The 15,528-nt window shown below is 68.8% G+C and carries 16 protein-coding genes; 8 read left to right on the top strand and 8 right to left on the bottom strand.

What is annotated here, in order from left to right; genetic code table 11:
* Positions 1–4 precede the first annotated feature (4 nt).
* The 3 genes from mdcA to madL all read right to left on the bottom strand — a co-directional run bounded on the left by mdcA (position 5) and on the right by madL (position 2,988).
* Complete coding sequence (gene mdcA, locus WK25_RS06350; RefSeq protein ID WP_040143880.1) at positions 5–1,651, bottom strand: malonate decarboxylase subunit alpha; 1,647 nt, start codon at positions 1,649–1,651, stop codon at positions 5–7.
* Between the two features lie 162 nt (positions 1,652–1,813).
* Complete coding sequence (gene madM / locus WK25_RS06345; RefSeq protein ID WP_040143879.1) at positions 1,814–2,581, bottom strand: malonate transporter subunit MadM; 768 nt, start codon at positions 2,579–2,581, stop codon at positions 1,814–1,816.
* Between the two features lie 11 nt (positions 2,582–2,592).
* On the bottom strand, positions 2,593–2,988 hold the full coding sequence (gene madL, locus WK25_RS06340) for a malonate transporter subunit MadL (RefSeq protein WP_069241244.1): 396 nt from the start codon (positions 2,986–2,988) through the stop codon (positions 2,593–2,595).
* Between the two features lie 328 nt (positions 2,989–3,316).
* Between madL and WK25_RS06335 the strand changes: the two genes are divergently transcribed.
* Positions 3,317–4,165: a LysR substrate-binding domain-containing protein gene (locus WK25_RS06335; protein ID WP_040143877.1), complete on the top strand. Its 849-nt coding sequence runs from the start codon at positions 3,317–3,319 to the stop codon at positions 4,163–4,165.
* A gap of 200 nt (positions 4,166–4,365) precedes the next feature.
* Positions 4,366–4,647 carry a DUF4148 domain-containing protein gene (locus tag WK25_RS06330; protein ID WP_069241243.1) on the top strand — a complete coding sequence of 94 codons (282 nt, stop codon included), beginning with the start codon at positions 4,366–4,368 and terminating at the stop codon, positions 4,645–4,647.
* A gap of 39 nt (positions 4,648–4,686) precedes the next feature.
* Here WK25_RS06330 and WK25_RS06325 read toward each other — a convergent pair whose 3' ends face one another.
* On the bottom strand, positions 4,687–5,604 hold the full coding sequence (locus WK25_RS06325) for a 3-hydroxyacyl-CoA dehydrogenase NAD-binding domain-containing protein (protein ID WP_069241242.1): 918 nt from the start codon (positions 5,602–5,604) through the stop codon (positions 4,687–4,689).
* A 246-nt stretch (positions 5,605–5,850) separates the two neighbouring features.
* Between WK25_RS06325 and WK25_RS06320 the strand changes: the two genes are divergently transcribed.
* Positions 5,851–6,291: an Hsp20/alpha crystallin family protein gene (locus WK25_RS06320; protein WP_069241940.1), complete on the top strand. Its 441-nt coding sequence runs from the start codon at positions 5,851–5,853 to the stop codon at positions 6,289–6,291.
* 16 nt (positions 6,292–6,307) lie between these two features.
* Positions 6,308–6,721: an Hsp20/alpha crystallin family protein gene (locus WK25_RS06315; RefSeq protein WP_069241241.1), complete on the top strand. Its 414-nt coding sequence runs from the start codon at positions 6,308–6,310 to the stop codon at positions 6,719–6,721.
* 130 nt (positions 6,722–6,851) lie between these two features.
* Here WK25_RS06315 and WK25_RS06310 read toward each other — a convergent pair whose 3' ends face one another.
* Both WK25_RS06310 and WK25_RS06305 read right to left on the bottom strand, forming a co-directional pair.
* A complete protein-coding gene (locus WK25_RS06310; protein WP_040143873.1) occupies positions 6,852–7,154 on the bottom strand; it encodes a zf-TFIIB domain-containing protein in 303 nt (100 codons plus the stop codon).
* A 58-nt stretch (positions 7,155–7,212) separates the two neighbouring features.
* Positions 7,213–7,968, bottom strand: a complete 756-nt coding sequence (locus WK25_RS06305; RefSeq protein ID WP_069241240.1) for a TerC family protein — start codon at positions 7,966–7,968, stop codon at positions 7,213–7,215.
* 108 nt (positions 7,969–8,076) lie between these two features.
* Between WK25_RS06305 and WK25_RS06300 the strand changes: the two genes are divergently transcribed.
* Positions 8,077–8,970 carry a LysR family transcriptional regulator gene (locus WK25_RS06300; protein ID WP_069241239.1) on the top strand — a complete coding sequence of 298 codons (894 nt, stop codon included), beginning with the start codon at positions 8,077–8,079 and terminating at the stop codon, positions 8,968–8,970.
* Between the two features lie 148 nt (positions 8,971–9,118).
* Positions 9,119–10,225: a DUF2242 domain-containing protein gene (locus tag WK25_RS06295; RefSeq protein ID WP_069241939.1), complete on the top strand. Its 1,107-nt coding sequence runs from the start codon at positions 9,119–9,121 to the stop codon at positions 10,223–10,225.
* 307 nt (positions 10,226–10,532) lie between these two features.
* Here WK25_RS06295 and WK25_RS06290 read toward each other — a convergent pair whose 3' ends face one another.
* On the bottom strand, positions 10,533–11,453 hold the full coding sequence (locus WK25_RS06290) for a pyridoxal-phosphate dependent enzyme (protein ID WP_069241238.1): 921 nt from the start codon (positions 11,451–11,453) through the stop codon (positions 10,533–10,535).
* 167 nt (positions 11,454–11,620) lie between these two features.
* Between WK25_RS06290 and WK25_RS06285 the strand changes: the two genes are divergently transcribed.
* Together WK25_RS06285 and WK25_RS06280 are read left to right on the top strand one after the other, a co-directional pair.
* On the top strand, positions 11,621–12,532 hold the full coding sequence (locus WK25_RS06285) for a LysR family transcriptional regulator (protein WP_040143869.1): 912 nt from the start codon (positions 11,621–11,623) through the stop codon (positions 12,530–12,532).
* Between the two features lie 623 nt (positions 12,533–13,155).
* Positions 13,156–14,361: an MFS transporter gene (locus tag WK25_RS06280; protein ID WP_059543683.1), complete on the top strand. Its 1,206-nt coding sequence runs from the start codon at positions 13,156–13,158 to the stop codon at positions 14,359–14,361.
* A 128-nt stretch (positions 14,362–14,489) separates the two neighbouring features.
* Here the strand turns inward: WK25_RS06280 and WK25_RS06275 are convergent, their stop codons facing one another.
* Positions 14,490–15,512: a histone deacetylase family protein gene (locus tag WK25_RS06275; protein ID WP_069241237.1), complete on the bottom strand. Its 1,023-nt coding sequence runs from the start codon at positions 15,510–15,512 to the stop codon at positions 14,490–14,492.
* Positions 15,513–15,528 lie beyond the last annotated feature (16 nt).

Below are 15,528 nucleotides of genomic sequence, written 5' to 3'. Positions count from 1 at the left end.
TTCCTCACCAGTTGCGGAACCGCGCCGGCGGCGCATAGAGGCCGCCCGACCAGTGCACGAGATCCTTGATCGAGCGCGCGGCGAGCCAGCGGCGATCGGCGTCGAGCGGATCGATGCCGAGATCCTCCGGGCGGCGGATCACGCCGCGCTCGCGCAGCCGCTCGACCATCTTGCGGTCGCGGCCGCGACCGATCTCCGTATAGCCGGCCACGCCGCGGATCGCGTGTTCGCGTTCATCCTTGTCGCGGCACATCAGCAGGTTCGCGATCCCCTCCTCGGTAACGATGTGCGTGACGTCGTCGCCGTACACCATGATCGGCGCGAGATCGAGCTGCAGCTTGTCGGCGAGCTTCAGCGCGTCGAGCTTCTCGACGAACATCGGCACGTTCTTGTCGCCGAACGTCTCGCCGATCTGCACGACCAGCTTGCGGCCGCGCCTGAGCGCCGCCGGCGTGTCGGGGTCGGCCTCGGCGCCCGCCTTCAGCCACGGTTCGCTCGGATGGCGGCGGCCGCGCGCGTCGCTGCCCATGTTCGGCGCGCCGCCGAAGCCGGCGATCCGCTCGGCGGTAACCGTTGACGAATGGCCGGCCAGGTCGATCTGCAGCGTCGAGCCGATGAACATGTCGCACGCATAGAGTCCGGCCGTCTGGCAGAACGCGCGGTTCGAGCGCAGCGACCCGTCGGGGCCGGTGAACCAGACGTCGGAACGCGCACGGATGTAGTCGTCCATCCCGACTTCGGAGCCGAAGCAATGGATCTGCTCGACCCACCCGGACTCGATTGCAGGAATCAGCGTCGGATGCGGGTTGAGCGCCCAGTGCGTGCATACCTTGCCCTTCAGCCCGAGCTTCGCGCCGTAGGTCGGCAACAGCAGCTCGATCGCGGCCGTGTTGAAGCCGATGCCGTGGTTCAGGCGCTTGATTCCGTACGGTTCGTAGATGCCCTTGATCGCAAGCATCGCGGTCAGGATCTGCGTCTCGGTGATGGCGGCCGGATCGCGCGTGAACAGCGGCTCGACGTAGAACGGCCGGCCGGCCTCGACGACGAAATGCACGCGGTCGCCCGGAATGTCGACGCGCGGCACCTTGTCGACGATGCGGTCGACCTGCGCGATCACGATGCCGTCCTTGAACGCGGTGGCCTCGACGACGGTCGGCGTGTCTTCGGTGTTCGGGCCGGTGTACAGGTTGCCGTCGGCGTCCGCGCTCACTGCTGCGATCAGCGCGACGTGCGGCGTGAGATCGATGAAGTAGCGTGCGAACAGTTCGAGATACGTGTGCACCGCGCCGAGCGCGATCTTGCCGCCGAACAGCAGCTTCGCGATCCGCTGCGACTGCGGGCCCGAATACGCGAAGTCGAGCCGCTTTGCGATCCCGCGCTCGAACACGTCGAGATGCTCGGGCAGCACGACGCCCGACTGCACCATGTGCAGGTCATGGACCTTCGCGCTGTCGACGTCGGCAAGCGCGGTCGCGAGCAAATCTGCCTGCTTCTGGTTGTCGCCTTCGAGGCACACGCGATCGCCGGGGCGCAGCACCGCTTCGAGCAACGCGACGGTGTCGCGCGCATCGACCCGCTTGCCGCGCGCGAAGGGAGCGGCGGCCGCGATGCGTGCATCGCGCGCGTGCCGCGCGTGATTCCATCCGGTCATGAACAGTTCTCCCGCTTCGGTGGTTCAGCGGCATTCTAAGCCTGGCGCCGCCGCCGATTGATGATGTTGACGAATGCGACTCAGAGGACGCCGCGATGGATGCGCGCCGCCGCGGCCGCGGGCCCGGCGGTTCGGGCGGCGCCCCCGGATCGTATGCGTTCGCTATGCGCCGACGAGCGCGCGCGTCGTGAAGAACAGCAGCGACGGCCCGAGCAGGCAGCCGACGCCGGTATGAAACGTCGCGACCAGCGCGCCGTACGGCACGAGCCGCCGGTCGGTCGCGGCGAGCCCGGCGCTCACGCCGCTCACGGTGCCGGCAAGGCCGCCGAAGATCATCGCGGAGCGCGGCGTCTTCAGGCCCATGAAGCTGGCCGCGACGGGCGTGCCGACCATCACGATGATCGCCTTCACGAGTCCGGTCGCGATGCTGAGCGCGATCACGTCGGAACTCGCACCGATCGCCGCGCCCGTGACGGGCCCGACGATGTAGGTGACGGCGCCCGCGCCGATGGTCGTCATGCTGACCGCATCGGTATAGCCGAACGCGCGCGCGACGGATGCGCCGACGATGAACGGCAGCACGGTGCCGAGCAGCAGCGACACGACGCCGACGAGGCCGGCCTTGCGCGCCTCGGCCGGCTGCACTTCGAACGCGGTCGCGACGATCGCGAAATCGCGCAGCATCGCGCCGCCCATCAGGCCGATGCCGGCGAACAGCTTGACGTCGGCCAAACCCTTCTCGCCACCGGTGAACGCGCCGCCGACGTATGCGAGCACGAGGCCGATCACGATCGCGATCGCGGAGCCGTGCACGCGGCCGAACGTGAGCTTGCGCGACGCGATCGACGACAGCCACATGATGAGGCCGACCAGCGCGAACGACGCGACGAGCCCGTTGTGGGCGACGGTTTTTTCGAGCATCTGCAGCATGGCGGCCTCCGTCACTGTTCTTCGAATGTCGGCACGCCCGCGAAGGCCGTGTCGTCGCGCCCCGTGCGCGCGAGTACCGCGATGCAGCACGCGCAGATCGCGACGGCGCCGAGCGCGGCGAGCAGCGCGACCGGACCGCCCTTCAGCGCGGCGACGACGTTCTGGTTCGCTGCCATCGCGACGACCACGGGGATGTACATCGCGCCCCAGAAACCGACGCCCGCCTCGGTTTCCTTCGGCAGCCAGCCGCGGCGATGCAACCACAGGCGCAGACAGATGAGCAGCAGCATCGCGATGCCGACGCCGCCGACGTTGGTCTTCACGCCGATTGCGACGCCGAGCAGATCGCCGAGAAACAGTCCGGCCAGATGGCAGAACGCCAGCAGCGCGGTTCCGTAGATGATCATGAGTCGTCTCCAGTCTCTTCTGACGGGCGCCTGACGCGTGCGGGAGCCGGGTCCGCGCGCCGATCCCGGGCGGACTGTCTGTCTCCTGCGGCGGTGCGCCGCGACCCGGCGGCTCGTCGTGCGAGCGCGTTCTCGGGGTCGATGGGATGATGCGGTTTCGGGCCGGACGCCGGATGGCTTAGACTGATCGATGCAGCCGGCGGCGCGACACGGGCGGCGCGTCCGGTGCAGCCCGTTCGCAGGGGCCGCACCGGCGCGTGATCCGATACTAGCGCCGCAAAATCCGGCCATTTATGAAGTTGTCGAAACCGATTCAGTGGATTTAGCAATGCGTCCGTTACCGCCCGAGTTGCTGCGCAGCTTCGTCGCCGTCGCCCAGTCCGGCAGTTTCACCGCCGCGTCGGAGCGTGTGAGCCTGTCGCAGTCGACCGTCAGTCAGCACATCCGCCGTCTCGAGGAACTGCTGGACCGGCCGCTGTTCGAGCGTGACACGCGCAACGTGCACCTGTCGCAGCACGGCGATGCACTGTTCCGCTACGCGGTGCGGATCCTCGAACTGATGGACGAAGCGGTCACGTCGGTGTGCGGGCCGCCGCTGTCGGGCAAGGTGCGGCTCGCGATGTCGGAGGATTTCGCGTCCGCCCATCTGACAGCGGCGCTCGCGAGCTTCGTGCAGCGCAATCCGGACGTCGAACTCGCGATCTCGACCGGGTTGTCGGGCGACCTGTTCGATGCGCTCGACGACGGCCGGCACGACCTCGTGTTCGCGAAGCGTGTGGCCGGCAGCCGCCGCGGGCGCGTGATCCGCAGCGAGCCGTTGTACTGGTGCACCGGCCCCGATTCGCGGATCACCGGCCACGAGGCCGTGCTGCCGCTCGCGTTGCATCCGGAGCCGAGCGTGTCGCGGCGCCGCGTGCTCGAATCGCTCGAGGCGATCGGCCGGCCGTATCGGATCGCGGTCGTGAGCAGCAGCATCGCCGTGCTGCGCGCGGCCGCGAGCGCGGGCCTGGGCGTTAGCGCGTTCGCCGGCTACGTGATTCCGGCCGGGCTCGCGCGGCTCGACGCGGGGCTGCCCGAACTCGGCGAGCTGGAATACGTGATCGACCGGCCGGCGGCCGCGTCGCGCTCGACGCTCGCGCTCGAAGCGACGCTTATCGCGGCGGCGGCCGAGCTGTAACGTCTTCGTCCGCCGTCCGCCGCTCGTTTCGGCCGTCCATCGCGCCGGCGCCGCCCTGCCGCGGCGTACGCATGCGGCTGACGGCGTTGCCCGGAACATGTCAGCGTCCGCGCAGCACCCGCCCGCGACAATGCGGCACATCGGCATCCACGGCAGCACGCCGTGAATCCGCCGACCCGTCCCCTCGACCGGAGCCCAACATGAACGTCTTGCGATTCGCCGTCGCGGCCGCGACAGCCGCGCTGGTGTCACCCGCGTTCGCGCAAACCGATGCCGCCGCACCCGCACCGGGCCTCACCCGCGCGGAAGTCATCGCGCAATTGAAGCAGGCCTATCTCGATGGCGAACTGCCGACCAACGACGGCAACTATCCGCCGAACGCCGCGACGCGCGCGCGCAATCGCGAACTCGTGCAGGCCGTGCAGCCGTCGTGGCTCGCGCACGCACCGCTGCAGGCACCGCACGCGAGCGTGCAGCAATAGCCTTTCCCGCCGCGGCAAACGGGCATCGCGTGCAAGCGCTCAGGGCAGGAAGCTGCGGCGCCGCGCGTCGATCAGTTCGACGAGCAACCGGTCGCGCTCGGCCGCCAGCTCCTGCATCGAGCGCGCGCCCTGGATCGCGCGCAGTTCGTCCTGGAGCTTGCGATCGACGGCCGGATCGAACGACGGCGTACCGAGATCGTCCCACCAAGTCGAAATCGGCCCCGACAGGTGCTCGAGAAAGTGCGCGATTCCGCCCGCACCGCCGCCGAGGTGATAGGTCAGGCACTGCCCCATCAGCCCCCAGCGCAAGCCCGGGCCCCACGCGACCGCCTTGTCCGCATCGGCGACGCTCACCACGCCTTCGCCGACGAGGTGATACACCTCGCGAAACAGCGCGGCCGCTAGCCGGTTCGCGACGTGACCCGTCATCTCCTTGTTGAGTACGATGGTCTGCTTGCCGAGCGCATCGTAGAAGTCCTTCACGCGCGCGATCACGGCCGCGTCGGTTGCGTCGCCGCCGACCAGTTCGACGAGCGGAATCAGATGCGGCGGATTGAACGGATGTGCGATCAGGCAGCGCTCAGGATGCTTGTCGCATGCGGTCTGGATCGCTGACATCTTCAGGCCCGACGAACTCGATGCGATCGGCACGCGCGCGGAGAGCGCGTCGTCCATCTGCCGGTACAGCGCGCGCTTCAGATCGAGCCGCTCGGGGCCGTTCTCCTGCACGAAATCGACGCCATCGAGCGCGCGCACGAGATCCGCGTCGAACGACAACCGCGTGGACAGTTCGCTCGCCCGTTCGCCAAGGAACGCGGCGAGCGCGTCGCGCAGCCGCGTGTCGGCCTCCGGTGCGGGATCAGTCGCGACGACGTCGAAGCCCTTCGACAGATAGAAAGCTGCCCAGCTCGCGCCGATCACGCCGGCGCCGACGATCGCGATGCGTTGAATGTCCATGTCCGTTCCGTCTCCGTGGTGTGTAGGTGCGCGACGATTGTCGCATCGAATCGCCGCATCACACGCGCACGCGCGTCGCACGGCCGCTCTTGAAAACCGCCGCGGCAGCCTCTAATTACCGGTTGCCAGGCGGTGTCCGTCATACGCACCGCCTCCGTTTTCGACTCAGCGGAGCATTGCGCGCCGCGACCGCCATTGGGCATCGCGTCGTCGCATCTGCCGCGCTTCATGTTCCGGAGGAACTTCATGAGCGGTATCCATTTCGGCCAGGACCTGTTCGACGAATTCGCCCGCGTGCAGCGGCAGATGGCCAGCCTGTTCGGCGAGCATCCGGCCGGCATTCGCGCGGTGCGGCCAGGCGCGTTCCCCGCGCTGAACGTCGGCGCGACCGACGACGCGATCGAGATCGTCGCGTTCGCGCCGGGCATGGCCGCGGCCGACTTCGACGTGTCGATCGACAAGGACCTGCTGACCATCAGCGGCGAGCGCAAGCCGGCGCCGCACGACGCGGGCGACACCGCGCGCACCTATGCGCAGGAGCGTTTTCATGGCGCGTTCCGCCGCGTGGTCGAGCTGCCGCAGGACGCAGATGCGGACAACGTCTCCGCACGCTACGAAAACGGCTGCCTGCTGATTCGCATCGGACGGCGCGAGGCATCGAAGCCGCGTTCGATCACCGTTCAATAACCTTCAGGAGAACGCCATGAACACGTACCAGACCCTGACCGAACGCCAGAACGGTGCCGCGTTCCAGGCCGCGGCCGCGGACGCGCCGCGCCGGCCCGCGATCGCCCCGGCCGTCGACATCGTCGAGGACGCGCAGCAGGTGATTCTGCGCGCCGACCTGCCCGGCGTACCGCGCGAAAACCTCGACGTGAAAGTGCACGACAACACGCTGACGCTTGAAGCCGACACACGCATCGACACGCCGGCCGATCTGCGCGTGCGCCATGCGGAAGTGCGCGCACCGCGCTATGCGCGCACGTTCGTGCTGAGCCCCGATCTCGATACGTCGCGGATCGATGCGAGCCTGCGCGACGGCGTGCTCACGCTGACGATTCCGCGCCGCGAGCAAACGCGCCCGCGCCGCATCGACGTGACGGCGGGCAGCGCGTAACCGCCCGCGCGACGTTGCCGAGCGCCGCGCATGAGCAAAGCCCCGCCACGCATTGCGCGTGGCGGGGCTTTTTTGCGACGCGCGACGCAATGCGTGCGCGCCCTTGCGTTCGGCAGCCGGCATCCGGCCTTCAATCGAAGTCGAACAGGTCGAACACCGACTTCTTGCGGCGCTGACCGTCGCGCCGGTAACGGTCGTCGTGCGATCGGCCGTCGCGCCCCCAGCCGTCGCCACGCGAGCGCGGCGCCTGTGCGTCGTGGCGCAATGACGGTTCGTCGCGGCGCACCGGCGCATCGCCGGTTTCGCGCGCGATCAGCTTGTCGAGTTCGCCACGATCGAGCCATACGCCGCGGCACGTCGGACAGTAGTCGATCTCGATCGACTGGCGCTCGGCCATCAGCAGGTCGGGCGTCTTGCACACAGGACATTTCATCGCGTTTCTCCTTCGTTGAGCGTCCGGAGCGACGGCGGCACCTTCGCCGCCCGCGTCGTCATCGACCTTCGGCCCGCGCCGCGCGCTTCGCCTTCGCGCGCCGCGCGAGCATGTTCATGCCCTCGACGAATGCCGAGAACGCCATTGCCGCATAGATATAGCCCTTCGGCACGTGCGAGCCGAAACCTTCGGCGATCAGCGTCATGCCGATCACGACGAGGAACGACAGCGCGAGCATCACGACAGTCGGATTGCGGTCGATGAAGCGTGCGAGCGGCTGCGCGGCGAACAGCATCACGCTGACCGCGACGATCACCGCGACGAACATGATCGGAATGTGCTCGGTCATCCCGATCGCGGTCACGATGCTGTCGATCGAGAACACGATGTCGAGCATCACGATCTGGCCGATCGCGGCCCACACGGTCAGGCCGGCCGCGCCGCCGGCAGCGCTTGCGCCATCGCCGTCGTGCGACACGTGGTGGTGGATCTCGGTCGTCGCCTTCCATACGAGGAACAGGCCGCCCGACAGCAGGATCACGTCGCGCCACGAGAACGCGTGACCGAACAGCGTGAACACCGGCTCGGTCAGGCTTGCAATCCAGGCGACGCTGCCGAGCAGCGCGAGACGCATCACGAGCGCGAGCCCGATGCCGAGGCGCTGCGTGCGCGCACGCTGCGCTTCGGGCAGCTTGTTGCTGAGGATCGAGATGAAGATCAGGTTGTCGATGCCGAGCACGACTTCCATCACGACGAGCGTGAGCAGCGCGGCCCACACGGCGGGGTCGGCGGCAAGGGTCAGCAGGTAGTCCATGAAAAGGGCCGATTCGAAGATGGAAAGCCCGATGATAGACGGCCCTCGACTTCGTAAAAATCAGCGACAATCTGACACTTGGTTCGGTTTTTACGAAGTTGCAATCCGATGCTCAATTTCCGCCATCTGTACTATTTCTGGGTCGTCGTGAAGGAAGGCGGCTTTGCGCGCGCGGCCGAGCGGCTCGACATGGCCGTGCAGACGATCAGCGCGCAGGTGCGCGAGCTCGAGAAGTCGCTCGGTCACCAGTTGCTGCGCCCGGCCGGGCGTGGCGTCGCGATGACCGATGCCGGGCAGGCCGCGTATGCGCGCGCGGAAGTCATCTTCGAGATGGGCCGGCTGATTCCGGACGAAGTGCGTGCGGCGGCGAGCCAGCCGACCGTGCGCATCGCGGTCGGCCTCGCGGACGGGATTTCGAAGCTCGCCGCCCATGCGATCCTCGCGCCGGTGCTCGACACGCCCACGCTGCGGCTGCTGTGCCACGAAGGCGAGCACGATGCGCTGCTTGCCGAACTGGCGCTGCATCACCTCGACCTCGTGCTGGCCGGCCAGGGCGCGCCGTCGGGGTCGAACCTGCGCGTGACGAGCGAGCGCCTCGTCGCGTCGCCGGTGGACTGGTATGGCCCCGCGTCGCTCGTCACGGCCGCTGCGAGGCAGCGCTTCCCGCAATGCCTGGCCGAATTGCCGGTGCTGCTGCCGACCGCTCATTCGGCACTGCGCGCGCGGCTGGACCTGTGGCTCGAGCGCGAGCGGATCGTGCCCCGCGTGGCCGGCGAATTCGAGGACAGCGCGCTGATGGCCGTGTTCGCGGCACGCGGGCTCGGCGTGTTTCCGCTCAGCGAGCTCGGCGCGAACGACGCGTCGCTGCTGCGCGGGCTGCGACGGCTCGGCCGGGCCGGCGACGTGACCGAGGAGATCCATGCGATCCGGTCGCGGCGCGGCGAACACCATCCGCTCGTGTCGAGATTGCTCGCCTCCGCGCAGGCGGCCCCGCGCGGCTGAAGCAAGCGCGACATCAAACGAAACTATAATGACGCCCCGGCCATACGAGATTGCCGCACGGACCGCACAGGCACCGCCGTTGCGCGCAGGCCATGCGGTGCGCCCCGCCGCGCCGCGCGGCATCTCGCCGAGCCTTCTGAAAGACGCCATGCACAACCGATTTCGCCTGTTCTCCGTTTCGTGCGCGTTCGCGGCCGCGACCGTGCTGACGGCGTGCTCGTCGCCGCCCAAGCCGATTTACCAGCAGGAACAGTTCGACGCGACGAGCAGCCCGTATGCGCACACGTTTCACTCGAAATCCGACGCGGCCTGCGAGGCCGCGCGCCGCGCGCTGCTGAGCCAGGGCTACGTGGTGTCGTCGTCGCGCAACGATGCGGTCGACGGCAGCAAGAATTTCCAGCCGAGCAACGACATGCACGTCGTGATCGAGTTTCACGTCGTGTGCGCGGATGCGACCGCCGACGGCTCGTCGAGCATCGCGTACGTGAACGCGGTGCAGGACCGCTACACGCTGAAGAAGTCGAATACGTCGGCGAGCGTCGGGCTCAGCGTGTTCGGCTCGCTGTCGCTGCCGATCGGGTCGAGCGACGACGCGCTGGTGAAGACCGCGAGCGAGACGATTCCCGCCGGCGTGTTCTATGAGCGCTTCTTCAACCTCGTCGAGCATTTCCTGAAGATCGATCCTGCCCGCCGCGATCGCGCGACCGTGAAGGCCGCCGAGAAGGAGCACGTCGCGCCGCTGCCCGAGCCCGCGCCGACGCCGCAGGGCGAACCGATGAAGATGACGACGCCGGTCGTGCCGACGCCGCCCGCCGCGCCAGTGCCGCTCGCGGTGCCGAGCGTCGCACCGGCTTCAGGTACGCCGCTCGTGCCGGCCGCGCCTGCCGCGGCATCCGCCGTGGTCGCGCCGCGGACGATGCGCGGCGCGGCGCCGGCGGCCGGGCCGGACGCGGGTGCTGCGCCTGCTGCAGTGCCGGCCCCCGCTTCCGCTTCGATGCCTGCGTCCGCTGCGGCGCACGCTTCCGCCCCGGCGGCGGCTTCTGCTTCGGCGCCTGCTGCATCGACGCCCGTGGCTCCGGCATCCGCCATCGCCCCGTCGGGCTCCACCGCTCCGTCGCCCGCGCCGGCTGAATCCGCTCACCCGGCTCCGTCGGATACGACTCCCGCACCGGCGGACAAGGCTTCGGCGCCTGCCGCCGCCGATCCCGTCGCGTCGTCCGCACCGTCTGGCGCCAGCGCGCCGGGCGCAAACTGACCGAGAACGCCGTCCCGCGCCGCACGTTCGTCGCGTGCGGCGCGGTATGTCCCTTCCCTTGCATTGTCGCTACAGAAGCCGTACCGCCGACCTCAACCGCGTGCGGTGAACCGGCGAGCGCTCAGTGCGGCCGTTTGCACAAGCAAATAGCACCGATGTCCGATTTGGCTGACGGACGCGCGCGGCCGCCCTCTGGCCGCCGGCTGCCGTCACGGCCCCGTTCGCCCTTCCGAAGCGCCGCCGGCCAGCAGCGCAGCCCCGCACTCGATCGCGGCTGCCGCTGCGCGTCGCAGCGCCCGTTACCGCGCTACCGCAACGTCGCGTTCAGCGTTTGCAGCTGTTCGACCGTCGCCGTCACTCCGCCGCACACGATCACCGCGATATCGGACGCCGACGCCAGCACCGGCACCGCCTGTTCGAGCGCGGCCAGCGCTGCACCGCAAGCGGGCTCGACGACGATCCGGTGCTCGTCCAGAAACCGCAGCGATGCGGCCACCGCCTGCGCATCCGACACGACGACCGGATGGATCGCATGCCGCGTCGCCCAATCGAGCGCCGCATCGCACGGCCGCTTCGCGCCGAGCGACGTCGCGACGCTGGTGATCGCCGGCAATTCGACCGGATGACCATGCGCGATCGAGCGCGCGTAGCTGTCGGCACCTGCGGTCTCGACCGCGACGACCGGCACGTCGTCCCAGCCATTGCGCGCGAGCCCGTCGAGCACGCCGCACAGCAACCCGCCGCCGCCGACTGCGAGCACGATCGCGTCGGGCTTCGGGCCGCTCGCCGCCATCTCGTCGATCATCGTCGCATGTCCCTGCCACAGAACCGGGTCGTCGAAAGGATGCACGAATGCATCGTGCGCGCCGGCCGCCGCCACCGCGAACGCATTTGCCTCGGCCCAGCTCGCGCCGTGCACGACGACCTCCGCGCCTTCGACGCGAATCAGCTCGCGCGCGCGGGCCGACGTGCTCTCCGGCACGACGACGAGCACAGGCACGCCGAGCATGCGGCCGCAATACGCGACGGCGATGCCCGCGTTGCCGCCCGACGATGACACGAACCGGCGCGCGCCCGCCGTATGGTGGGCCTCGCACGCCGCGCCGATGCCGCGCAGCTTGAACGAACCGGACGGCTGCAGCGCGTCGAGCTTCAGCCAGACGTTCGTGCCGAAACGGCGCGACGCGATCTGCGAACGGAGATAGGGAGTCTGGATATGAAGCGGCATGGCACGGGATACGAATGAAGGCGGACGGGAACGGACGTGGCCTGCGCACAGGCCGCGGCAACGGCAATCATCGTACGGCACGCCGGACATGCTTTCCAATACCATCCATTGGTGGTTGCTATGCTTATCAGGCATATCCATCGAATCGAAACCGGGACCGACATCACATGCGCCAGATAGAACTGCGTCACCTCCGCTACTTCGTCGCGGTCGCACAAGCCGGCAGCGTGATGGCCGGCGCCCGCGCGGCCGGAATCGTGCAGCCCGCGTTGTCGCGCCAGATCCGCGAGCTCGAGGACGCGATCGGCACGCCGCTGCTGATTCGCCGCGCGACCGGCGTCACGCTCACGGCGGCCGGTGCGAGCTTCGTCAACGACGCGACCGCACTGCTCGCGGCGCTGCATGACAGCCGCGAACGCGCGCTGCGCTGCGCGGCCGGCCAGCTCGGCGAGTTGCGGCTCGGCGCGCTGCCGAACTGCCTGCCGCTGCCGGTCGTCGCGAATGTGCTGAAGGCCTTTCGCGATGCGTGTCCGGACGTGAAACTGTCGATCGCGCCGATGCTGTCGGCGGAACAGGCCGCGGCGCTCACGCGCGGTCAGCTCGATGGCGGGATCATGGCGTGGCGGCGCGACGAGGCGCCGCATCTCGCGGGCGTGCGGCTGTTGAGCGACCGCTTCGTGCTCGCGATGCCCGCGCCGCCGGGCGGACGCTTTCACGCGCCGCGCACGCTCGCCGACGTCGCGCATGAGCCGTTTGTGTGGTTCGACGCGCTGCGCTCCGCCGCACACCACCGCTTCCTGATGACGCAGTGCGAGCGCGCCGGCTTCACGCCGCGCATCGCGCAGGTCGGCAGCGACATCCCGACGCTGATCGGACTCGTCGCGGCCGGCATGGGCTGCGCATTCATCCCGGAAAGCGCGTCGCCGACGTGCCCGCGCACGGTCCGGCTGGTCGCGCTCGACGAACTCGCGAGCCGCTTCGACATCGAGTTCGTGTTCGACGCCGCGGCGGCACCGGCGTCGCCTGTCGTCGCGCGGTTTCTGGAGGCCGTGCGAGGCGCGGCCGGCCATGAGGATTGATCGACCGGCACGCGCGCGTTTGCGACCCGGCGCGGTCCGGCAGCGTCGAACTCGGGCGTCTTACCGCATCACCCGATGCGACGTGCGGCGCCGCTGCCAGTGCGAACTAAACATCCGCATCAAACGAACGAAAATTCTTTCAAATTCATAACGCGCCTCGCTGCGCCCCGGGTATTTTTAAATTGGCACCAAAAACGGTCGTTTAACGTGAATTCGAAACGTTACCCCGCGGAATATACTGCGCCCGCATCCACCCTCGTGCCAAAGAGAGGATGCCTTTGCGCCCCGGTCACGGCCCCCCTGTGACCGGGGCATTTTTTCGCGTGTCGCGCAGTCGCGGCCCCGCCGCGGGCCGGCAGCATGACGAGAACCGCACCGATCGGGCGCGACGTGCAACCGCCTCGCGTATCGGCGGGCGCAGGCCGCACTCACCTGGCCCGGACCGGCCGGCACGCCGCAGCCACACGCCCGAAACGCGGGCCTCGCACGCTCTGGCGCATTGTTGACATGAAATCAAGATAATTTCGCCCGGAACCGGCTTTTTCCGCAAAAGTAAACCCGGCACACTTCAGCCTGTCCGCAACGGCTCGATGCCGTTGCCCATGCTTTCAGGAGCGCATCGCGTGAACACCACGACTTCTTCTTCTCCTCGTCCGGGCGGCAGCGCGACGCTACCGTTGCTGGCGCTCGCGGCCGGCGCATTCGGCATCGGCACGACCGAGTTCTCGCCGATGGGCCTGCTGCCGGTGATCGCCGACGGCGTGCACGTGTCGATTCCGCAGGCCGGCATGCTGATCAGCGCGTACGCGATCGGCGTGATGGCCGGCGCACCGCTGATGACGCTGCTGCTCGCACGCTGGTCGCGCCGCTCGGCGCTGATCGCGCTGATGTCGATCTTCACGATCGGCAACCTGCTGTCGGCCGTCGCGCCGGATTACACGACGCTGCTGCTCGCCCGGCTCGTCACGAGCCTCAACCACGGCGCGTTCTTCGGACTCGGGTCGGTGGTCGCGGCCAGCCTCGTGCCGCGCGACAAGCAGGCGAGCGCGGTCGCAACGATGTTCATGGGTCTCACCATCGCGAACGTCGGCGGCGTGCCGGCCGCGACGTGGCTCGGGCAGATGATCGGCTGGCGCATGTCGTTCGCGGCGACCGCGGCGCTCGGCTTGATCGCGATCGCCGGCCTGTTCTCCGCGCTGCCGAAGGGCGAGGCCGGCAAGATGCCGAACCTGCGAGCCGAACTCGCGGTGCTGACGCGCCCGGTCGTGCTCGGCGCGCTCGCGACCACCGTGCTCGGCGCCGGCGCGATGTTCACGCTTTACACGTATGTCGCGCCGACGCTCGAACACCTGACCGGCGCGACGCCCGGCTTCGTGACCGCGATGCTCGTGCTGATCGGCGTCGGCTTCTCGATCGGCAACATCGCCGGCGGCCGCCTCGCCGATCGCTCGCTCGACGGCACGCTGATCGGGTTCCTCGTGCTGCTGATCGTGACGATGGCCGCGTTTCCGCTGCTCGCCCGCACACATGCCGGTGCCGCGGTCACGCTGCTGGTCTGGGGCGTCGCGACGTTCGCCGTCGTACCGCCGTTGCAGATGCGCGTGATGCGTGCCGCGCACGAAGCACCCGGCCTCGCATCGGCGGTCAACATCGGCGCGTTCAACCTCGGGAACGCGCTGGGCGCGGCAGCCGGCGGCGCCGCGATTTCGGCGGGGTTCGGCTACGCAGCCGTGCCGCTTGTCGGCGGTCTGATCGCCGCGGCCGGGCTGGCGCTGGTCGCATTGCAGATCATGCAGCGCCGACGCGCGCCGGTCGCCGCGAATTCGTAACCGCGCGACCATCCGGAGGGTGCCGATACACGGCACCGCAATCGAAACAGCCCCGTGTCGGAATGCCGACGCGGGGCCATTTCGTTGACGAATCCTGCGGTGCGTCCGGTGTGCCGACGACCGGCGTATCAGCGCGCGGCCGCAAATCCGCCGAAGAACGCGCGTGCGTTCGCATCAAGGCTGTCGAGGTGGTACCCGCCCTCCTGTACGATCACCGTCGGCAAACCAAGCGCGCCGATCGCGCCGCCGAGCCGTCCGAATCCGTCGGTGGTGACGGCCACCTGCGATTGCGGATCGTCCTTGTAGATGTCGAAGCCGAGCGCAAGCACGAGCGCTTCGGGCTGGAACCGCGCGAGCGCACGCAGCGCGTCGTCGAGCCGGTCGAAGAACGCCGATTCGGGCGCACCGTGCGGCATCGGCAGATTGAGGTTGTAGCCGTCGCCGGCGCCGGCGCCGGTCTCCTCTTCGTACCCGGCGACGACCGGATAGAAATTGGTCGGATCGCCATGGATCGATACGTAGAGTACGTCGTCGCGGCCGTAGAAGATTTCCTGCACGCCCTGCCCGTGATGCATGTCGGTGTCGAGGATCGCAACGCGGCGATGGCGGCCGCGCAGCGCGTGCGCGGCGATCGCCGCATTGTTCAGATAGCAGAAGCCGCCGGCCGCATCGCGCCGCGCATGATGGCCGGGCGGCCGGCACAACGCATAGGCGTCGCGCGCGCCGTCGTTGACGTCCGCCGCGGCCGCGAGTGCGCTCTGCGCGGACCAATACGCAGCGCGCCACGTATTCGCACCGACCGGGCAACTGCCGTCAGCGAGATAACGCGCGGCTTTCGCGAGCACACCGCGCAACGGATTCGGATCGCGCACGAACACGTTCGACATCACTTCGTCGCCCCAGTCGTCGGGCATCCGCTTCCAGTCCCGGTGCGCCTCCTCCAGAAACCGCAGGTAATTCATGTCGTGCACGGCCGCGATCGGTGCGATGCCGCGATCGGCCGGCTCGCGCACGTCGAAGTCGAGCGCGCGCACGGCCGCGACCAGCCGCGCGGCGCGCTCGGGCACTTCCTGCGGCTCGCGCATCTTGCCGCGTGACAGGTAGGTGCGCGGATGGTGCAGCAACTGTTCGGGGTGGAAATAGGTCTTCATCGTTCGTTTCTCGTCG

This window comes from Burkholderia latens (assembly GCF_001718795.1).
Taxonomy (GTDB): Bacteria; Pseudomonadota; Gammaproteobacteria; order Burkholderiales; family Burkholderiaceae; genus Burkholderia; species Burkholderia latens_A.
The sequence above is the reverse complement of the archived record's forward strand: the minus strand, read 5'-3'. Positions and strand labels throughout refer to the sequence as shown.

Bases quoted from the DNA above. Each gene is read 5' to 3' on its own strand.
- mdcA (WP_040143880.1), bottom strand. From the start codon at position 1,651: ATGACCGGATGGAATCACGCGCGGCACGCGCGCGATGCACGCATCGCG.
- WK25_RS06295 (WP_069241939.1), top strand. From the start codon at position 9,119: ATGCACAACCGATTTCGCCTGTTCTCCGTTTCGTGCGCGTTCGCGGCC.
- WK25_RS06275 (WP_069241237.1), bottom strand. From the start codon at position 15,512: ATGAAGACCTATTTCCACCCCGAACAGTTGCTGCACCATCCGCGCACC.
- WK25_RS06330 (WP_069241243.1), top strand. From the start codon at position 4,366: ATGAACGTCTTGCGATTCGCCGTCGCGGCCGCGACAGCCGCGCTGGTG.
- WK25_RS06335 (WP_040143877.1), top strand. From the start codon at position 3,317: ATGCGTCCGTTACCGCCCGAGTTGCTGCGCAGCTTCGTCGCCGTCGCC.
- WK25_RS06290 (WP_069241238.1), bottom strand. From the start codon at position 11,453: ATGCCGCTTCATATCCAGACTCCCTATCTCCGTTCGCAGATCGCGTCG.
- WK25_RS06320 (WP_069241940.1), top strand. From the start codon at position 5,851: ATGAGCGGTATCCATTTCGGCCAGGACCTGTTCGACGAATTCGCCCGC.
- WK25_RS06315 (WP_069241241.1), top strand. From the start codon at position 6,308: ATGAACACGTACCAGACCCTGACCGAACGCCAGAACGGTGCCGCGTTC.
- WK25_RS06300 (WP_069241239.1), top strand. From the start codon at position 8,077: ATGCTCAATTTCCGCCATCTGTACTATTTCTGGGTCGTCGTGAAGGAA.
- WK25_RS06305 (WP_069241240.1), bottom strand. From the start codon at position 7,968: ATGGACTACCTGCTGACCCTTGCCGCCGACCCCGCCGTGTGGGCCGCG.
- madM (WP_040143879.1), bottom strand. From the start codon at position 2,581: ATGCTGCAGATGCTCGAAAAAACCGTCGCCCACAACGGGCTCGTCGCG.
- WK25_RS06310 (WP_040143873.1), bottom strand. From the start codon at position 7,154: ATGAAATGTCCTGTGTGCAAGACGCCCGACCTGCTGATGGCCGAGCGC.
- WK25_RS06325 (WP_069241242.1), bottom strand. From the start codon at position 5,604: ATGGACATTCAACGCATCGCGATCGTCGGCGCCGGCGTGATCGGCGCG.
- madL (WP_069241244.1), bottom strand. From the start codon at position 2,988: ATGATCATCTACGGAACCGCGCTGCTGGCGTTCTGCCATCTGGCCGGA.
- WK25_RS06285 (WP_040143869.1), top strand. From the start codon at position 11,621: ATGCGCCAGATAGAACTGCGTCACCTCCGCTACTTCGTCGCGGTCGCA.